General features: G+C 61.9%; 14 protein-coding genes. 9 read left to right on the top strand and 5 right to left on the bottom strand.

What is annotated here, in order from left to right:
- Window positions 1-21: 21 nt before the first annotated feature.
- Entirely contained in the window at window positions 22-843 is an 822-nt protein-coding gene (nadE, locus tag E3O18_RS11020) for an ammonia-dependent NAD(+) synthetase (protein ID WP_104103276.1), read from the bottom strand.
- Between the two features lie 596 nt (window positions 844-1,439).
- On the opposite strand from nadE, the gene E3O18_RS11015 reads away from it, so the two are divergent.
- Entirely contained in the window at window positions 1,440-1,787 is a 348-nt protein-coding gene (locus E3O18_RS11015; RefSeq protein ID WP_134393951.1) for a hypothetical protein, read from the top strand.
- Between the two features lie 828 nt (window positions 1,788-2,615).
- On the opposite strand, the gene E3O18_RS11005 is transcribed toward E3O18_RS11015, so the two are convergent.
- Complete coding sequence (locus E3O18_RS11005) at window positions 2,616-3,602, bottom strand: hypothetical protein (protein WP_134393953.1); 987 nt, start codon at window positions 3,600-3,602, stop codon at window positions 2,616-2,618.
- Window positions 3,603-4,012: 410 nt separating this feature from the next.
- On the opposite strand from E3O18_RS11005, the gene E3O18_RS11000 reads away from it, so the two are divergent.
- The 6 genes from E3O18_RS11000 (at window position 4,013) to E3O18_RS10975 (ending at window position 11,117) form a co-directional block, all read left to right on the top strand.
- Window positions 4,013-5,412 (top strand): IS3 family transposase gene (locus E3O18_RS11000; protein ID WP_134418100.1). Its coding sequence is split into 2 segments (ribosomal slippage): window positions 4,013-4,340 and window positions 4,340-5,412, totalling 1,401 coding nucleotides; the frame shifts between segments, so codons are not numbered across the junction.
- Between the two features lie 92 nt (window positions 5,413-5,504).
- On the top strand, window positions 5,505-6,251 hold the full coding sequence (locus tag E3O18_RS10995; protein WP_134396240.1) for a hypothetical protein: 747 nt from the start codon (window positions 5,505-5,507) through the stop codon (window positions 6,249-6,251).
- A gap of 326 nt (window positions 6,252-6,577) precedes the next feature.
- Complete coding sequence (locus E3O18_RS10990; RefSeq protein WP_134396241.1) at window positions 6,578-8,008, top strand: AAA family ATPase; 1,431 nt, start codon at window positions 6,578-6,580, stop codon at window positions 8,006-8,008.
- Between the two features lie 13 nt (window positions 8,009-8,021).
- Entirely contained in the window at window positions 8,022-8,726 is a 705-nt protein-coding gene (locus E3O18_RS10985; protein ID WP_134396242.1) for a hypothetical protein, read from the top strand.
- 563 nt (window positions 8,727-9,289) lie between these two features.
- Window positions 9,290-10,663 carry a glutamine synthetase gene (locus E3O18_RS10980; protein WP_134418098.1) on the top strand — a complete coding sequence of 458 codons (1,374 nt, stop codon included), beginning with the start codon at window positions 9,290-9,292 and terminating at the stop codon, window positions 10,661-10,663.
- Between the two features lie 121 nt (window positions 10,664-10,784).
- Entirely contained in the window at window positions 10,785-11,117 is a 333-nt protein-coding gene (locus tag E3O18_RS10975; protein WP_134418097.1) for a LuxR family transcriptional regulator, read from the top strand.
- A gap of 62 nt (window positions 11,118-11,179) precedes the next feature.
- Here the strand turns inward: E3O18_RS10975 and fdxA are convergent, their stop codons facing one another.
- From fdxA to E3O18_RS10960, 3 genes are all read right to left on the bottom strand, one after another.
- Entirely contained in the window at window positions 11,180-11,503 is a 324-nt protein-coding gene (gene fdxA / locus E3O18_RS10970; protein WP_134418096.1) for a ferredoxin, read from the bottom strand.
- 111 nt (window positions 11,504-11,614) lie between these two features.
- Window positions 11,615-13,594 carry an aconitate hydratase gene (locus E3O18_RS10965; RefSeq protein ID WP_134396246.1) on the bottom strand — a complete coding sequence of 660 codons (1,980 nt, stop codon included), beginning with the start codon at window positions 13,592-13,594 and terminating at the stop codon, window positions 11,615-11,617.
- A 501-nt stretch (window positions 13,595-14,095) separates the two neighbouring features.
- Window positions 14,096-14,524, bottom strand: a complete 429-nt coding sequence (locus tag E3O18_RS10960) for a GNAT family N-acetyltransferase (protein WP_134418095.1) — start codon at window positions 14,522-14,524, stop codon at window positions 14,096-14,098.
- Between the two features lie 184 nt (window positions 14,525-14,708).
- On the opposite strand from E3O18_RS10960, the gene E3O18_RS10955 reads away from it, so the two are divergent.
- Both E3O18_RS10955 and katG read left to right on the top strand, forming a co-directional pair.
- Window positions 14,709-15,305, top strand: a complete 597-nt coding sequence (locus tag E3O18_RS10955) for a hypothetical protein (RefSeq protein WP_134418094.1) — start codon at window positions 14,709-14,711, stop codon at window positions 15,303-15,305.
- Between the two features lie 464 nt (window positions 15,306-15,769).
- Window positions 15,770-18,043 (top strand): catalase/peroxidase HPI, encoded by a 2,274-nt coding sequence (gene katG / locus E3O18_RS10950; RefSeq protein ID WP_198410918.1) that lies wholly within the window; start codon window positions 15,770-15,772, stop codon window positions 18,041-18,043.
- Window positions 18,044-18,431: the final 388 nt, after the last annotated feature.

The raw sequence follows: 18,431 nt of genomic DNA, 5'->3' as shown, positions 1-18,431 counted from the left end.
GCGGCTCACGTCTCTCACGAGTCAGCGCCACCACTCGTCGAACATCGATGCCGGGACCTGGCGCTTGTGCTCGGTGCCGAGGTAGCGGTTCTCGATCGTCTCGGCGACGAGATCGTCGACGGGAAGCCCCTCCAGGAAGTCGTCGATCTGCTCGTACCGCAACCCCAGGTTGGCCTCGTCGGTCTGGCCGGGGTTGTCGTCGAGAAGGTCGGCAGTCGGCGCCTTGAGGTATAACCGGTCCGGCGCCCCCAGCTCGACCAGAAGCGCTCGCCCCTGACGCTTGGTCAGTCCGGTCAGCGGCAGGATGTCCGTGCCGCCGTCGCCGTACTTGGTGAAGAATCCCGTGACCGCCTCGGCGGCGTGGTCGGTGCCCACGACCAGCAGGCCGGCCGAGCCGGCGAGGGCATACTGGGCGACCATGCGCACCCGGGCCTTGACGTTTCCCTTGTCGAAGTCCGGCAGCGGGCGGCCCGTCGCATCGGCGAATTCCGCTTCGATGCCGTCGACGGCGCGCTTGATGTCGAAGGTGACGGTCGACGCCGGACGAATGAATTCCAGGGCGAGCTGCGCGTCCTCCTCGTCCCGCTGCACCCGGTACGGCAGGCGCACGGCCTGGAAGATGGCCGAATGTCCCGCCTCGGCGAGCTGCTCCACGGCCAGCTGGCACAGACGGCCGGCCAGGCTGGAATCCTGACCCCCGCTGATGCCGAGCACGAGGCCCTGTGCCCCCGTTCGGACCAGGTAGTCCGCGAGGAACTGCACTCTGCGGCGAACCTCGGAGGATGCATCGATATGGGGGGACACGTTCAGCTCCGCGATGATTCGCGCCTGTAGTTCTCGCATTTCCCGAATCTACCAAACCGAGGGTAGAGCAACAGGATTCACGGGTGTTGTGCGGTGCCCCCGGTAGGAATCGAACCAACGACAAGCGGATTGCGGCGGGCCCTTTTGGGCCGAGGGACTCTCGTTTCGAAACCTAGACCTATCTCGTCTGATCTCGATCTGATCAGGAGTTCCCTGCGATATTTGGCACATTTCTATCGCAACCCCTCGGCCCGCCTCGGCCGGTCTCGACGCAATAAACGTTGAATAAACGTGCGCGAATCAAGTCCCAGTCTTCTGCCCTAACCACACCCGTTTGACATACGATACCCAGCGCGAGCCGGACTCCTGGTCTCGGGCTGAACACCTGATGTGGTGACCGGATGTAACTAGCCCAGAGCTTCCGTACCGCGCTCACGACGGCGCTTGACCGATCTGGGCAGGCGTCCAAGAAGATCGCGAATCCGCCCACCATGCTGGCCATGCACGCGAAGGAGGCTACGACGATGACCAGTTGGGACATCGAGTACGAGGGCGATTCTTTCGGCCGCTTCTACTCTTCACTCGGCGAGTAAAGGCAGGCAGTCCTGACTGCTGCAATCGAACATGTCCTCGCCATGCACGGCATCGATATCTGCAGCGGAGAATGGGGCAAGCCCCTCTCTGGCGGACTCTACGAGTTCCGGGTTCGTAGGTCACTGCAGGCGACCTTTTCTGAGGCGAATGTCGACCTGCCGTCCGATCTTGCCATCGTTGACCGGAAGGTGCTCATCCGCGTGTTCTGCGCCTTTCACGGAGAAAAGATCGTTCTGCTCTACAGCGGCTACGACAAGAAGAAGGACCCGTCCGACAGGCGCCAACAGCGCGAAATCGCCAGGGCGCGGAAGATTCACGAACAGTGGAAGCGCACCCACCGTGACCGCCAGAAGAAGACTTCACCATTTATGTGTTGGACCACATACTGAAGTTCGGAGGAGGCATCATGTCAAGGAACTTCAAGGACCTCGCAGACCGTGCGAAGGCGGGATGGTCTGAGGATACGCGCGCCGTGTACGAGGCGGCCGGCACGACATTTGACGCGGAGATCGCTAGTCGCGTTGAACTGGGCGCAATGCTTGCCGCAGCACGCAAGGCCCGCGAGCTCACCCAACCTGCCCTGTCCAGCGCTACCGGGATTCAAACAGGCAGAAATCAGCCGGATAGAGCGAGGTCTCGGCAACCCGACAGCAGCCACGCTCAGTCGTCTCGCTGCCGCCCTCGGCCAGAAGATTACTCTGACGCGAGTTCCATAACTCCCGCACAACCCTGGGTTCGGCCGCCGGCGTGCTCATATCGCTGCGACTCTCGGGACATCGAGACGAGGCTTGTGAGGCGGCAATAGCCACCAGCTTGGAGCAGCCCGCGGGAGTTTGTGCGTAGATGCAGACCCTTGGCTTCCGCAGAAACTCTGGGGCTAGCGCTGGGGACTCGAACCAAGAACAACTGAAAGTCGTCTCGGCCGGTTCACCAACCCGCAACTGGGGCTGAATTCCGCGGATTTCCGCGGTTCTCATGGGACCTATTGTACGCACCGTTACGGATGAGTACGGCCCGATTCTTGTCACATTGCGGGCTTTTGGCGCGCTTCTGGTCACAGCCATGAGTTCAGCACAAGTCAAGCCTTCGTTTCTTCGGATGCCACGCTGGTTGACGGCGAACGCGTTGCCGGCGGCCTAGCGATCATCGTCCGACGCAATGCGTTAGTCAGGGCTAGCATTTGCTTTCGGAACTTTTTCAGCCCTTCGTGCTTCCGCTTATCTCCGGTGATCCCCCTCGTCGGCTTCTGCTTTCGCTGCCGCTTCGGCGCTGGATCGAAGTCGCGCACGGTACGCCGCGATCGGCCATTCGACTATCAGGGCTGCCGCGACACCAAAAAGTACACCTGAGAATAGAAGACTCCATTGCGGGAACGCCTGGCCCTCCGGGAGCGTCCACCTCGCTATGCCCGTTTCCAGAGGCATGGTCAAGGTGTTTTCGTCCTTGGCTGTGGTCTCCCACTGAACGGCGGCGGTTTCGCGGTTCCCGTTCTGGTCCATGATCGGCCATCCGGAGCCGTAAACCACGCTGCCTTCGACCGATTCCGGCGGGGTAGCGCTGTCGAACTGTTCAGTTACTGGCGCGGTCAAGACCGTTCTTGCAGTCGATAAGGCCGACGCCTCGATGAGTTCACCTTTCGTGCTGGAGTACCCCACGAGGGGTGTCCGGGCGATCCGTTGGCCAGCTCTTGAGTCGCTCCATCGTCCCTCCGGAATCCCACTGAACCAGGCTGAGCCGACCACACGAACGACTTGACGCTTTCGTTCCTCAGTTTCCCCACGTTCGGAAGCGTTGCAGGCCGCCTCGTCACCGGCGCTTCTGATGTCCTGAATCCCGGTACCGTCAGAATGTTTAGCAGCACCATCAAGCGAACTGAGCTGAGCGCCGCAGTAGAGGATGATTGTGAACGCGGAGTTTGAGAGACCTCCAGCGCTCGAACTATTTGCTCGGATCTCAACGAGACCGTCGGAAGCCATGGCCCACGAGAACCACACGATGACATCCCGTTGCGGAGCAACACCTGGCGCACCGTCGACTCCCGTCTGGGCGATCTCGATATCCCAGCCCAGTCGGGTAGGGGAATCCACCTTGGCGACAGCCGTCCCTTGTACGCCGAACCACACACCCGTGGCGACGAGCGCAGCAATCAGGAGCCACTCGAGGCCGGCCAGCCGTCGCCGTACTGCCATTGCCGATCGGACCATGGCGCCCCACCTTCGTCCGACCACCATAGTGGCCGGGTACTGAAACCGATAGCTCATCAGTCACGAGCCCCACCCTGCCGCTGACTCCAACTCTTAGCGGCCGGGCCAAACTAGCGCGAACGACAGCACGCGTGACGGGCTGAACTCCGTCGGTAGAGATCCACCAAGATCAGAAGCGATCGTCACAAGGCCCACTGGTCGGCAGGACGATGCCAGATTCGGCGCACGGATTGCCCCCAAAATTGCCGCTCTGTTCGGAGTCGGTCAAGCTCCTCGCTATCGACGCCCTACGTGTCAGGGTGAGTTGAGGCCAGTAGCTCGGAGCAAGTCCGCCGTTTGACGTAGGGCGAGAATCAGGAAGTCCCACCATGTCCAGCCCATCGTTGATCGCCGTGCGCGACGATAGTCCCATGAACAACAGCAGTCCCGGCCCGCGCGCGGGCGGCCCCACGCCCCGGCGTTCGTTCACGCCGAAGCAGAAACTCGACCACCTCGCCGCCTACGAGGACGCCATCTCCAGCAACGGGGGCGGCGCGTATTTGCGGGTGCAGGGCATCTATTCCTCCCAGATCACGGAGTGGCGAAAACTACGCGATGCGGGGGTGCTGCAGGGCAAGAAACCTGGGGAGAAGATCGGCCGGCTCACGCCCGAGCAGGCCGAGATCGCCCGGCTCCGCCGCCAACTTGAGTTGACGGAACGGAGGTTGGAAACGACGGGGGTGGCGTTGGAGATCATGTCAAAAATGCACGAGCTACTCGAAAATCTTTCGAAGAGCTCGCGGGACGAAACACCGCACACGAAACCGTGATGACCACCTACCGCGATCTCACCGGCCGCGGCGTTCCGACCCGGACGGCCGCCAGCCTGGTCGGGTTGCCTCGGGCGACCGCGACCCGCACGCCTCGCACCCGGGCCGCCCGGCAGGTGGTGGTGCCGGCGAATCGGCTCGATGTCCTCGAGCGGGCCCGGATCCTGGCGGTGGTGAACTCGGCCCGGTTCGTGGATTTGCCGCCGATCCAGATCTACGCGCAGCTGCTCGACGAGGGCGTGTATTTGGCGTCGATCTCCACGATCTACCGGGTGTTGGCCGAGAACCAGCAGGTCAAGGAACGCCGCCGATTGGCCCGCCACCCGGCCCGCGCGATCCCGGAACTTGTCGCTACCGGCCCCGGCCAGGTCTATACGTGGGACATCACGAAACTGCCCGGCCCGATCAAGGGCAAGTACTACGACTGCTACGTGATGATCGATATTTACTCCCGCTATATCGTTGGCGTGAAGGTCCATCCGGCCGAGTCCGCGATCCTCGCCGCCGAGATGATGACGGAGACCTTCTCCATCCATGGCACCCCGCAGGTCGTCCACGCCGACCGAGGCACGTCGATGACGAGCAAGACCGTCGCCGCGCTCCTCTCAGATCTCGAGGTCACCAAGTCGCACTCCCGGCCCCGGGTCAGCAACGACAACCCCTACTCAGAGGCGTGGTTCAAGACCCTCAAATTCGCCCCCGTGTTCCCGGAACGCTTCGGCACCCTCGGCGACGCCCGACGGTTCATGAACACCTTCGTCGAGGGCTACAACCACAGCCACCGGCACACGGGCATCGGGCTCAACACCCCTGCCGACGTCCACTATGGCCTCGCCGCCGGCAAGGCCGTCGAGCGGGCGGCGACCCTCGCCACCGCGCGCGCCCGGAACCCCGAGCGCTTCAGCACCGGCTGCGACCCGAAGATCCTCGCCACCCCCGACGCGGCCTGGATCAACAAGCCAGCCGAAGCTCAAAACGTGGAGCCGAAACTAGCCGCCTAAACTCACGCTGGCCTCATTCACCTTGACAAATTCCGAAGGACTCGAGAGAAACGAACAGACTGAGGGTCAGTGGTCCCCGCGATACTGAGGCAATGACTGAACTCGCATATATGATCCGCGAAGACTGGGCACAGCACGGAACCGCCATGGTTCCTCAGAGCGCTGCAATCCGAAGGTGGGTCGGTGAAGCACCTTACCTATTCGCAGTTGCCGATGTTGGGAAGTTCAACGCAGACGACCGTAGTGCTGATCTTGAGGCTGCTGAATTCATCGCACCCAACTTGAGTGACCGCACGGTCGTCAACATCAGCGAGCTCCGAAATCTCACACCCGGAAACGAAACCCGCCCTCATGCCATCATCGTGCTCCACCCCTACGAGCAGAGAGAGTTGGAAGCGATTCGTGCGGCAGTCGCTGCCGGCCTGGTCTCCCGGCTTTTTGTCTTGATCTCGTCGCCATGGGACATCATTCGCCTCTGGCTGGACGGACTCTGCGCCCTCAACCTTCACACACAGGAGGAGGTACCTGCAGCTGATCCCCTCATGGTCGCCGCAGCAGAAATGATGGTCAACGAGGAGTACAACGGGCTCAGCTCCGGGCGTGGAAAGGACGCTGTCGTGCAACTGGTTCGCGCCTTTGCCGCGAAGGGTTACGCGGTGGATACCGTTGCTTGGCTGAGGGCCTACTTCGCTGCCGGGGGTGGATTCCGTCATGCCGAATCAATCGAGAAGCTCGTGAAGGAGATGGAGGCCGGCACGAAGCATCGGACCTCGGCGCGCTACCGTGAGGACATATTCGAGGTCATCCGTGAGCGCGCCGAAGCCGCCAGCCACGTCTAATGTCGATGCATCTAGCAGCTGCCCGCATGTAGAAGGCCAGTTCCTGACCCCCAGCTTGTGACTTATGGCGCCCTATGGCGGCGTTCTGTGATCGCTATTTGGCGCATTGAGCTGTATGCCCACGTCGATCCGGAGCAGTCGTCAGTGTCTTACATCCCATGGGTCATGAGGCACACAGGATACGAGACACTCGGACAAACAAGGTGCAGCCCGCGCACTGCATTTCTCGTCAGCGGGCGTCGCCGAGGAGGCGTCGGGCCTCTTGGGGGGAGCCAGTCAAGAAGGTGCTCAGCTAGTCTCAGTCCAAGATCAATGGGGGAAAAGCTATGAGGCTTTCTAGCGTCAAAATCAAGAACTTCCGTGCACACGTCTCTACGGAGCTATCGCTCTCGTCGTTCGGGTGCCTCATCGGAGAAAACAACGCTGGCAAGTCATCGGTGCTGCACGCCCTCCACTTCGCCTTGAAGGGTTCTCCGCCCGGGAAGCTCGATGCCTCGGATTTCTACGATCCGTCAAAGCCCTTGAGCGTAGAAGTTCATTTCGACGAGGTGACTGAATCAGACCTCGCCCGTATAGCTGACGACGAACAACGCTCACGAGTCGCCGCGATGCTGGTCGAAGGTTCCCTCACTCTCGTTCGCATTGCTACGCCAGGTGAGAAAGTCGTCTTGCGGACGTTTGCTCAGGCACCGCGCGACGAGCGATGGTCAGAAGATGCCCTGAACGCAGTCATGATCGGGAAAAAGAACCCTGCCCTGCGCGCCGCGATTATTCAGCACCTTCCTGAAATGAATGCGCTCCTCCCTGAGAAGGCCACGATGGTCGATGCCCGCGCCAAGCTAGCCGACCTCATAACCCAGTTGCCCGCGGAAGAACTGGAACGACGGGTCGTTCCGCTTAAGACGGGTATCGATGCCGCGCTCAGGCCAATGTTGCCGGAAGTCATTTATATCGAAGCCGTCAAGGACGCGACCGCTGAAACCAAGACTTCAGAAACGGCTACCTTCGGGAAGCTGCTCAAAATCCTGCTCGATGCGGTCTCCGACGAGTTTCAGGACATCGAAAAATCCTTTCGGTCCATTCATAAACGGCTGAGTCGGCACCTGGATGATAGCGGAGAGACGATCGACGCCCGACTCGATGAGGTCAAGCTCATTGAAAGCACGATTCAAGGCTTCGTGCGCGAGAGCTTTCCCGGTGTCGGTCTCGAAGTTAGAGTTCCAGCACCTGAGCTGCGTTCGATCCTAGGAAGTGCTGAGATCGACATTGACGACGGCCACCGTGGCTCTATAGCCAGCAAGGGAGACGGGCTGAAGCGCACTGTGGCCTTTGCGATCTTGAGGGCCTACACCGCGTTGAAAGACAGTGGGCTCCGCGAAGCTGATGAGAGCACGGCCGCGCGCGCAAGCTATTTGCTCCTGTTTGAGGAACCGGAGCTGTATCTGCACCCTCGCGCTCAGCGCCAGCTGTTCGACACCTTGGTTAGATTTTCCACCGACCATCCGGTGCTCGTTACGACTCATTCTCTAGTTTTCTTGAACTCCAGCACCACAGCAACTTTCGCTCGTTTACGAAAGTCCCCTGCGGGAGTTGAAGTGGTGGATTTGGACCTACGGTCGAACATGTCCGAGAAAGACGCGCTTCAACTCATCTGTCACGAGAACAACGAAGCTGCGTTGTTTGCGCGCGCTATCGTGCTGGTTGAAGGTGACAGCGACGCCGTCGTGCTCCCCCTATATTGCGCAACTTCTGAATAAAGACTGGAATCACGTGGACCATGGAGTGGTCTTCGTCCGTACGGGTGGCAAATCCAGCATTCAGCGCTATCGAGATTTCTTCGGCCGTTTTGAAGTGCCGGTATTTGCCATTGGCGACTTGGACGTCCTACTCGACGGATTTACCAAAGTCTCGAAAGACCACCAAGCCGCCGTGATGCGACAGAGAATCCTTGAGGATGTCGAATGCCTGCTGGCATCCGAACCAGCGCCTCTGTCCGGCAAGGCGGTGGATAGTTTCAAGCGTAAGGCCAGCGCCCGCGAGCTATGGGTTGAGGCGCAGAATGACTTCGACGAGCTTGACGAATTCCCGGAGCGGGGAGACCTCCAGACTCTCGAAGGACTCCTGGGTCAACTATTCGACCTGTCGCGTGGCCGAGAGCGTTTAACAGTGTTGTCGAACGGCACAGGCGACATCGCGGTCGAAAAACGAAAACTCAATGTGCAGCTGCACGCCTCCGGGGCACATATTCTCGAACGCGGAGCCCTTGAGTCCTACTACGGTGTGCCATCTCTCGGACCAGACAAGGTTCTGGCCGCAGGTAGATTCCGAGAGGCCACAAAGACCCTTGACCAATTCCGAGAACGTCACGGGGCGGATGCAGACGGAGTCACCCAAGAGCTGAACTTGCTTTTCGCCGTCATCTTTGGGCACCTCTCCACTCCCGTGGTCGAACCTGCTGTCGCCGGCCCGTTCTAGGAGGTGACAAGGCTTCGTTGAGCGGCTCAAGACAGCGTGCGTGGCGACGTCGCTGTCTCGAAACCCTACGGATATAGGGCGTCTCACGACGCCGGAATTGACCGGAATTGTGACTTTTGGCGCTCTGTGGCGGCGTTCTGTGAACACTATTTGGCGCATTGAGATCTATGCCCGCGTCGCTCCAGAGCAGGTGTCAGTGCCTTGTATCCGCCGGTTCTGAAGCACTCAGTTCAAGAGACAGATGCGCGCAGTCGACATCGACGGGAGCGTCGACATGCCCGCCGCATTCGATGAGTTCCTGCGCGGCTACCTGTTGCCGCCGTCCTGACCGCCTTTGACCCCGGCGAACGATGAGCGGTTCCGCCGGGTTTGTAGGTTGCTGGGCGGGCAGTCAGAGCGTCGTGCGCGCTCCCGGCCCCGCGAACTCCGGCGGCAGATCATCGCCGCGTTTATCCTTCCCTCTGTGCGCCAGGTCCCGACCAGCACTCACTCACCCGTTGGGACCCGTGGCCGGATGTCAATGCGAGTTTCCTAACAACGCTCAGTCCTGCCAGCATGTCGGTATGGCGACAGAGTCTATTCTCCCCGAGTTCAGCGACTGCCGGATCGGCGAGGTGGCCGAACGGCTCTCCGAAGCCGGCGTCGGCATCATCGTAGGAACGCTGGCGAACCCAGCCGGCATCTACCTGGCCAAAACCATCCCGGTTGATCGACTGGCGACGTTCGCTTCATCCGGTCTCGGCGCCCCGCCGGTGTGGAACATCTTCTGCATCGACGGTGGCATTGCATTGACACCCGACCTCGGCGTCGTCGGCGATATGAGACTGAGACTCGATCTCGACGCTCTCCGAATCCTCGATGGAGGTCTCGCTTGGGCTCCAACGGAGATCTTCGACCAGAACGGCGCACCACTCGCCATCGATCCGCGGGGGCGGCTTCGCCGCATCCAACACGACATCGAGGAAGCCGGGCTTGAGGCGCTCGTGGGGCACGAGATCGAGTTCACCATCACCGCCGCGGACGGAACCCCGCTCCCACGCGCGGGCTGGACACCGTACGGTCTCGGTCCGGTACTCGACCACGAGGCCTTCATCACCGAATTGCTATCCGCCACCGCCGCCGCCGGAATCCCGCTCGAGCAACTACACGCCAAGTTCTTTGCCTCCACGGTCGAGTTCTCGCTGCCACCGGCCACACCACTTCAGGCGGCCGACGAGGTAGTTCTCGCCCGCCTGATCACCGGGAGGCTGGCGCGCAAACACAACCTGCGGGTATCATTCTCTCCCTTCCCTATCAGCGGGGGCGGCGGGAATGCGGCGCACGTCCATTACTCGTTCAGCCGCAATGGTGAACCTCTCTTCTCCGGCGGCGACGGACCCCATGGCATGACCACCGATGGAGCGTCTTCCATCGCCGGGGTGATCGCCGCACTCCCCGGTATCCAGGGCGTTCTCGGCGGATCGATCCTCTCGGGGGCGCGGTTGCGCCCCCGACTCTTTTCGGGCGCATATGCCTGCTGGGGTCGGGAGAATCGCGGGGCGGCGGTTCGTTTCCTCGAAGCCACCCGCGGCAATCCGCAAGGCGCCAACGTCGAAATCAAGATTGTCGATCCGTCGTCGAACCCTTACCTGACGACCGCGGTCATCCTCGGCGCCGCGCTCGAGGGCATCCGGTCATCGACGGTGCTTCCAGCGGAGGTCACCGCGAATCCGGCCGACCAGACCGAAGAGCAGCAACTCGCCTCGGCGACGGTGCTGCTTCCCTCCGCTCTGGGAGCAACGCTCGATGCTCTCGCCGCTTCCGAACTCGCTGCCCACATTCTCGGCCCTCAGATCATCCAGGCCGTGCTTGCAGTTCGACGCTGGGAACTCGATCACTACGGGTCGGCCGACGCCGACCAACTGCCAGAGAAGTTCCGGTTCGCCTGGTCGATCTAATCACAGAAGGGGCAGAGGGTTCGGTTTCTGTAGCCGTGCTCGCGACATGGGAATGTCTGGAGGCGACAGTATGCTGGGGATCACATCAGCAAGCGCAGTGCCGCGCGAAGAGAGGTGCCTCATGATGAAGTCGTCGTTGACTGCTCTTGTGCGTCACGAGTTGGATCATGCCCGGCAGGTCAGCAGCGGCCGAAGTGCGAAGACCGTGTATGGAGGCAGCGAACGCACGCTCCGCCAGACTGTGATCGCCTTGCGTGCGGGCGCCAAGTTGGATGCGCATGAGAATCCCGGTGACGCGACCTTTTTCGTGCTGCACGGACGCGTCGTCCTCATCTCGGGTGTGAACTCCTGGAGTGGCTCACCGGGCGAGCTGCTGATCGTGCCGGAGGGTCGACACGCACTCGAAGCAGTAGAAGACGCGGCGGTACTGTTCACGGTGGCAAAGACTCGGTGATGAGTTCCCCAAATCGATGACCCATAGGAGTTCGGGGGGCGCACGATCGAGAAAGGGGTTCCTCAGGCGGCAGCCTGCGGCGGTAGTACAGCAATCAAGGGGTGATCCTTGGCAAATGTGCCCACCTTGGCGGCCCCGCCCGGGGAGCCGATGTCGTCGAAGAATTCGACGTTAGCCTTATAGTACTCGGCCCAGTGCTCCGGCACGTCATCCTCGTAGTAGATCGCCTCGACTGGACATACCGGTTCACAGGCACCGCAGTCGATGCACTCATCGGGGTGGATGTAGAGCATCCGTTCGCCCTCGTAAATACAGTCGACCGGGCATTCTTCGATGCAGGCCCGATCTTTCACATCGACGCAGGGAAGAGCAATAACGTACGTCACAGTGGCAGGGCTCCCTTCACGAAGAGATGACTTTGAGCCTAGGACAACCGGGTCATCAAATCCAGATCACGCTGTCGGGCCCGCTGGGGACGGGCCTGCAAACGGCACGGTTCAGTCTCGATCGCGGGCCGTGTTCGCGCTCCTCTCGTTCAGCCAGGCAATGAGTCCGCCCGCGAGCAGCATGTTGATCTGCCGCTGTGAGAAGTTCTGCCGGGCGGGGTAGTCCTCCTTGCGAGTCTCATTGTGCACGGTGATCTCGGTGCCGGCAGCCAGGGAATCGCGAATGCCGGTGAGCACGAGCACGTCGTCGCGCTGCACTCGATCATGATCGGACGGATTCACGAATTCGAGCGCGAGCACACCGAAGTTGGCAAGATTCTGCCAGTGGATCCGGGCGAACGACACGGCGAGCACCGCGCGCAAGCCCAGGAAACGCGGAGTGATGGCGGCGTGTTCGCGTGAGGAGCCCTGCCCGTAATTAGCGCCGGCGACGATGATGTGTCCGGTCGCCTCGCGCGTAACCTCCGCGCGAGTCGTGTAGGACTCATCGACTTGGTCGAAGGTGAATCGGGCGAGCTTGGGAATGTTGCTGCGGTAAGGCAGCACCCGCGCGCCGGCCGGCAGGATCTCATCCGTTGAAATGTCATCGCCCACCTTGAGAATGACCGGTGCCGCGATGCTATCGGCCAGCGGAGTGAACATAGGTAGCGACGAGATGTTGTCGCCCTTGACCAGGGCAACCTTCAGCGCCTCTTCGATGGGTAATGGCGCCTCGAGCATGGCCAGGTTGACGCTCGACGTCGCTGGTAATTCCAGCCTGGGATAGGTCAGGGCGAACAGTTCTTCCAAGTCGCGTGGGTCGGTGATCTTTCCGGTGAGAAGGGCCGCAGCGGCCGTTTCCGGTGAACACAGGTAGACGGAATCTTCCTTGGTGCCTGAGCGACCGGGAAAGTTCCGCGGCATCGTGCGCAGGCTGATGCTGCCGTTCGCGGGGGCCTGACCCATTCCAATGCAGCCCATACACCCCGACTGGTGTAGCCGCGCACCGGCACTGATCAAGTCCAGGGTGGATCCCATGCGGGTCAAATCCTGCAAAATCTGCCGGGAGCTCGGATTGACGTCGAAGGAGACTCCCGTGTGGGATTGGCGTCCCTTGACGATAGCGCCGACGATCGCGAAGTCGCGCAGCCCTGGGTTGGCCGAGGAGCCGATGACGACCTGCGCAACCGGGCGACCGGCGACTTCGCTCACCGGTACGACGTTGCCTGGGGAGCTGGGTAGCGCGATCAGCGGCACGATCGTCGACAGATCAATCTCTTCGTTCACGTCGTAGGTTGCATCCGCATCGGCGAGCAGCGGGACGAAGTCACCCTCACGTTGTTCGGCCTTCAGGAACGTTCTCACCTGTTCATCGGCCGGGAATACCGTGGTCGTAGCCCCCAGTTCGGCGCCCATGTTGGCGATCACGTGCCGGTCCATCGCGGTGAGGTTCATCAGGCCCGTGCCGTAGTACTCGACAATGCGATTCACCCCGCCCTTGACGCCGTGACGGCGCAGCATCTCGAGAATGACGTCTTTGGCGCTCGTCCACGGCGGAAGCTGGCCAGTGAGGTGCACGCCCCAGATTTCAGGCATACGAATGTAAAGCGGCTCTCCGGCGATCGCGAGAGCCACTTCGATGCCGCCCACCCCGATAGCCAGCATGCCGAGCGAACCCGCAGCGGGGGTGTGGCTGTCCGAGCCGACCATTGTCTTGCCGGGAATGCCGAAGCGCTGCATATGCGTGGGGTGCGAGACGCCGTTTCCGGCCTTGGAGAACCACAGACCGAAGCGCTGGCAGGCTGACCTGAGAAAGTCGTGGTCCTCAGCGTTCTTGCTGTCGGATTGGAGCAGGTTGTGGTCGACGTATTGCACGGACACTTCGGTGCGGGCCCGATCCAGGCCGAGCGCTTCCAGTTCCAGCATGACGAGAGTTCCCGTTGCATCCTGAGTAAGGGTCTGATCGATGCGCAGACCGATCTCGGACCCCGGCGTCATCTCCCCGCTGAGCAGGTGAGAAGCAATTAGTTTCTGCGCAACGTTGTATCCCACCGCGAACCTCCTCGTTCGAATGCCGCCGAGAGAATATCGATGTGCAGCCCTGCGCAGAATTCCGCGGCAGATTAAAATCTAGGTCACCGCTCCACGAAACGCCACCCTGCCTGTCCGGACGACCGGCGCCCGGGCATAACGCTGGCCCCCAGAATCGCAAATATATAAGCATCGGTGCCGCTTCGGCATGGATGATGAACGGTTCCTGTCGCGCGGGACACACCGACCTCGAAGTGCCCGCGATCACCCGCCGGTATTAGGGCCGCAGCTTTAGTGGCTGGACCAACGGCTACGACAAGAGGTTGGCGCTCGTCGCGTTCGGCGCAGCCTTGCCTTAGGCCCCCGCGTTGCAGGCACTTTCAGGACGACCACTACAGCCCCGTCCAGATTGCCCAAACAATCCGCTATCGGCACCGTGAAAAGTCCCGCAGAAGGTTCCCCCGTGACACCCAACAGGAAAGGACGGAATAGGTGAGTTCCCGACCCGAAGTCTGACGGTGACTAAGCGCTTGGGTTGCCGATTCTTTCCATCCACGTCTCGGGGATACCCAAAGCGGTGAACCCTGACTTGGAATACAAGCCATGCGCATCGTTGGTCGAGAGAGCGATGCGCCGCAGACCAAGCGGCTCGAACTCTTCCAAAACTCCCTCGATGAGGACAGCGCCAATGCCGCGGCCTCGAACCTGGGGGTCGACGAACACATCGCAAAGCCATGCAAAAGTCACTCCATCCGTGACGACCCGCGCGTAGGCGACTTGCTCGTTCGATTCGGTGTCGTAGACGCCGAAGTTCCGTGAGCCGTCTATGGCTGCATCCTGCCGGGCACGTGATCTCCCTGGCGCCCAATAAGACTGTTCGCTGATCCAGCGGTGCACTTGGTCACGGTCTATATCGGCAACGTCGGCTGAGAACCGATAGTTCCAATCCATCCCTCCATCTAATCGGTCTTGGGCGGACTGCGCCCGACCAATCGCCGTGTTTTGTAAGGAGTATGCTCGCACGTCGTTCCCTCCATCGAGCATTGCGCGGTGGGAGACTGTCGGCAGTTGATGCTCGATGGAGGGTGCGATGCGTTCATCTGTTCCGATCCCAGGGAACCCCTGGCCGCACGACATGTTGATCACCGTCGAGGACAATCCGCACGCTCTTATCGACCTGCTCTGGATCCGGGAGGCCTGGAATCTGCAGCCAGCTGCGAACGATCTCCCCCCTCTGCTCTCGGACGAATCCGTCAGGACGCATGCTCAAACGGAATTGTCAGACAGAACCCAGACCTGGCAGAACGCATGGTCCTCCATCTGGGACGCGTGCGTGCACCATGCCGGAATACTTCACGATGAAAACATCTTCGACCAGCTCCGGGGAACCGGCGACGGGTCGATTGAGCGCGCCGAACTCCTGAAGTCGCTCATAGGGCCATCATGGCGCGACGATTTCGGGGACGAAGCCTTCACGGACCAATACGAAGTTTGGAATCAGAACAGGGCCGAGACTCAGTTCGGTCATTTCCATATCCCCCTGGACGAAGAACCGGAGCGCGTGTCGCTCACTGCCCTCATCCCCGCATGGCGCGCCGGGCTGAGCAAGATCGTCAGCATCCCGTGCCAGGGCTCATACACGCGAGTAGTTGGACGCCACGCACTGCTCGTGACAGATGAAACCCGCGGTGACCCTCGACGCTACAGCGACGCCCTCAAACAGTTCCGGTGAAGGTTCCCCACTAGGAGCCTCTGGCGGGGGTGCTCCCAGGTCACCGCGAGCGGAACACGATTCGCGGAAATCAAGCTCTCGACAGCCCCCATCCTCCGGCGTCGGTTTCACCGGGCTTCGCATCGCCCGCACCGCAGCAATCGGCGCAGGGCTTTATTTGGTTTGGCCGTCGTGCGCTCGGCCACCGCACCACCACCGCCGTCTAGAAGTCAGTCACTTTCTTGGCATGCCACGCGCACCTTGCGGGAATACGATCTTTCTATCGGGCTTCCCGTCACGTCGGCAGCCCGCGACGCACCGCCTCACAGCAGCGTCGAAGCATCGCTGCACCACAGATTGACGCTGCTGCGATGCGGCGCTTGATCGTTAAATTGTGACCTCGACGATACCGTTTCTCATCCAGCTAAAGTACACAGGGAGCATCAATGGGCACTGACGACCAGACCAACACATGCAGTTTCCACATGAGCGGTGCGCTGCCAGCAGGTGGCGACCACCTCGGCGGCACCTTCGGTCGGTCGCCGACCCTGGACAGTTGGTACCCGCAGCGTCTCCGGGTTGAGCTTCTCCACCGGAATGGCGTAGACGCCGACCCGCTCGGCGCGGACTTCGACTACGCGGCGGCTTTCGCCACGATCGACCTCACGACGCTCAAGTCGGACATCAAGCGACTGCTCACCACATCGGTCGACTGGTGGCCGGCGGACTACGGCAACTACGGTCCACAGATGATCCGAATGGCGTGGCATGCCGCCGGCACGTACCGAATTGCCGACGGCCGTGGCGGAGCGGGCACCGCGATGCAGCGGTTCGCACCAATCGGAAGCTGGTGGGACAACGGCAACACCGACAAATCACGACGACTCCTACAGCCGATCAAGCACCAGTACGGCAACGCTCTGTCGTGGGCCGACCTGATGGTCTTGACCGGCAACTGCTCCCTCGAGTTGATGGGCCTGCCGACGTACGGCTTCGGTGGTGGACGACTCGATGCGTGGGAACCGGACGACGGCACCTGGTGGGGCCCGGAGGTCTGGAACCCGCACGCGGTCGCGAGCCCCGACGAGATGGTCAGCCGCGACGAACGCTGGCATGGTCAGAACGGCGACGCGGACTACGACCTGCAGAGCCCCCTGGCCGCGTCGCACCAGGCGCTCATTTACGTCAACCCTGAGGGGCCCTATTCGAACGGCGACCCGCTGGGCTCAGCACGCGACATTCGCATCACGTTCACGCGGATGGCGATGAACGACGAGGAAACGGTGGCATTGATCGCCGGTGGCCACGCGTTCGGTAAGAGCCACGGCCAGGTACCCGCATCCGACATCGGACCATCACCCGAGAAAGCCCCGATCGAGTCGATGGGGCTCGGTTGGCACAACCCGGTGGGTACCGGCAGTGCCGAGCACACTTCGACCAACGGCATCGAGGGCAGCTGGACTCCGAACCCGACACAGTGGGACAACACCTACCTCGAGAACCTGTTCGCGTACGACTACGAGCAGACGAAAAGCCCTGCCGGCGCGCTGCAGTGGACACCGACTGACCCGGAGGCGCCGAAGACTCCGGACGCCCACGTACCTGGTCAGATGAACCCGCTCATGATGATGACCTCGGACATCGCACTCAAGGTCGACCCGGAGTATCGGGCCATATGCGAGCGTTTCCTGGCCGACTTCGATCTGTTCACCCTCGCGTTCTCGAAGGCCTGGTACAAGCTCACGCACCGCGACATGGGGCCGAAGCACCGGTACCTCGGCCCGGAGGTCACCATCGCCGACGACCTGCTCTGGCAGGACCCGCTCCCGGACGCAGCAGGATCCTCACTCGACGAGGCCGACGTGGCAGCGCTCAAGGAAGCCGTCCTCGCGACCGGGCTGTCCGTGCCCGACCTCGTCTACACGGCGTTCTCCGCCGCCTCGACCTACCGCGACAGCGACAAGCGCGGAGGGGCGAACGGTGCCCGCCTGGCCTTGTCGCCGCAGAAAGACTGGGCGGTCAACCGACGCACCGTCCCAGTCATCGACGCGCTGCGGAACGTGCAGGCGGCTTTCACGGCGACGTCGGGCGGACGGAAGGTATCTCTCGCCGACCTCATCGTCCTCGCCGGCAGCGCCGCCGTGGAGCAGGCGGCACGGGCGGCAGGATCTGACGCCAGCGTGCCGTTTACGCCAGGCCGTGTCGACACGACGCAGGAGTTGACCGACATCGAGATGTTCGAGTGGCTGCGACCCATTGCGGACGGGTTCCGCAACTTCGTGTCCGAGCGCTTCGAAGAGTTTGCTCCGGGCGTCGCGCCCGAGGCGGCATTCCTCGACAAGGCGAACCTGTTCACTCTCACCGCACCGGAGTGGACCGTCCTGCACGCCGGGCTCCGCGTGCTCGGCAGCAACTGGGACGGGTCCGACGTAGGTGTGCTCACGGATCACGTCGGAGCCCTGACGACCGACTTCCTCGTGAATCTGACCGACACCGACCTCATCTGGACGAAGGACGACGAGACCGCGATGACCTTCACTGGTCGGGTTCAGGCGACCGGCGAGGCTCGCTGGAGGGCCTCCCGGAATGACCTGGTATTCGGCTCGAACGCGCAACTGCGGTCGATCGCCGACGCCTACGCGGGCAGCGACGAGCAAGAGCGGTTCGTCCGCGAATTCATCCGCGTCTGGTCGAAGGTCATGATGCTCGACCGCTACGACGTCAAGGGCCACAAGCGTTACGGGGCGATGGCCGCCTGACCCCGGAGGTCGCGTCCCGGCGAGCTGACGGCGTGGAGGCACGGCGCGGTCACGCGCTGAGCCTCCAAGCCGTCGAGGCCTTGACCGAACGACGCTTGAGGCCGCGAGCCGAACGTTGCACGGATTGATCAGGCTGGGGACGGCCAAGGAACCTCCGCGGGCAGCACGTGGTCGACCACACTCGCACCTCGACGGCCTGCGAGGGTGGACGGGCCGCTATGCCCTGGAAGCCGTTGCCCCCCACTCGTAGAGACGCCGGCCGGATTTGCTTTGGCCTCGGGTCGCGAGAGGGTACCGCTGATGTTCTCTGTGGCGGCTCGTAAGGCCTGAGCCTTCCGGGGTCATGTCCCGCTGAGGAATGCGCGTGACCGGTAGAGGTTCCCAAACG

The organism is Cryobacterium sp. TMT2-42-4 (genome assembly GCF_004402645.1).
Taxonomy (GTDB): domain Bacteria; phylum Actinomycetota; class Actinomycetes; order Actinomycetales; family Microbacteriaceae; genus Cryobacterium; species Cryobacterium sandaracinum.
Note: the sequence above shows the minus strand (reverse complement) of the source record. Positions and strands in the feature narration are given on the sequence as shown.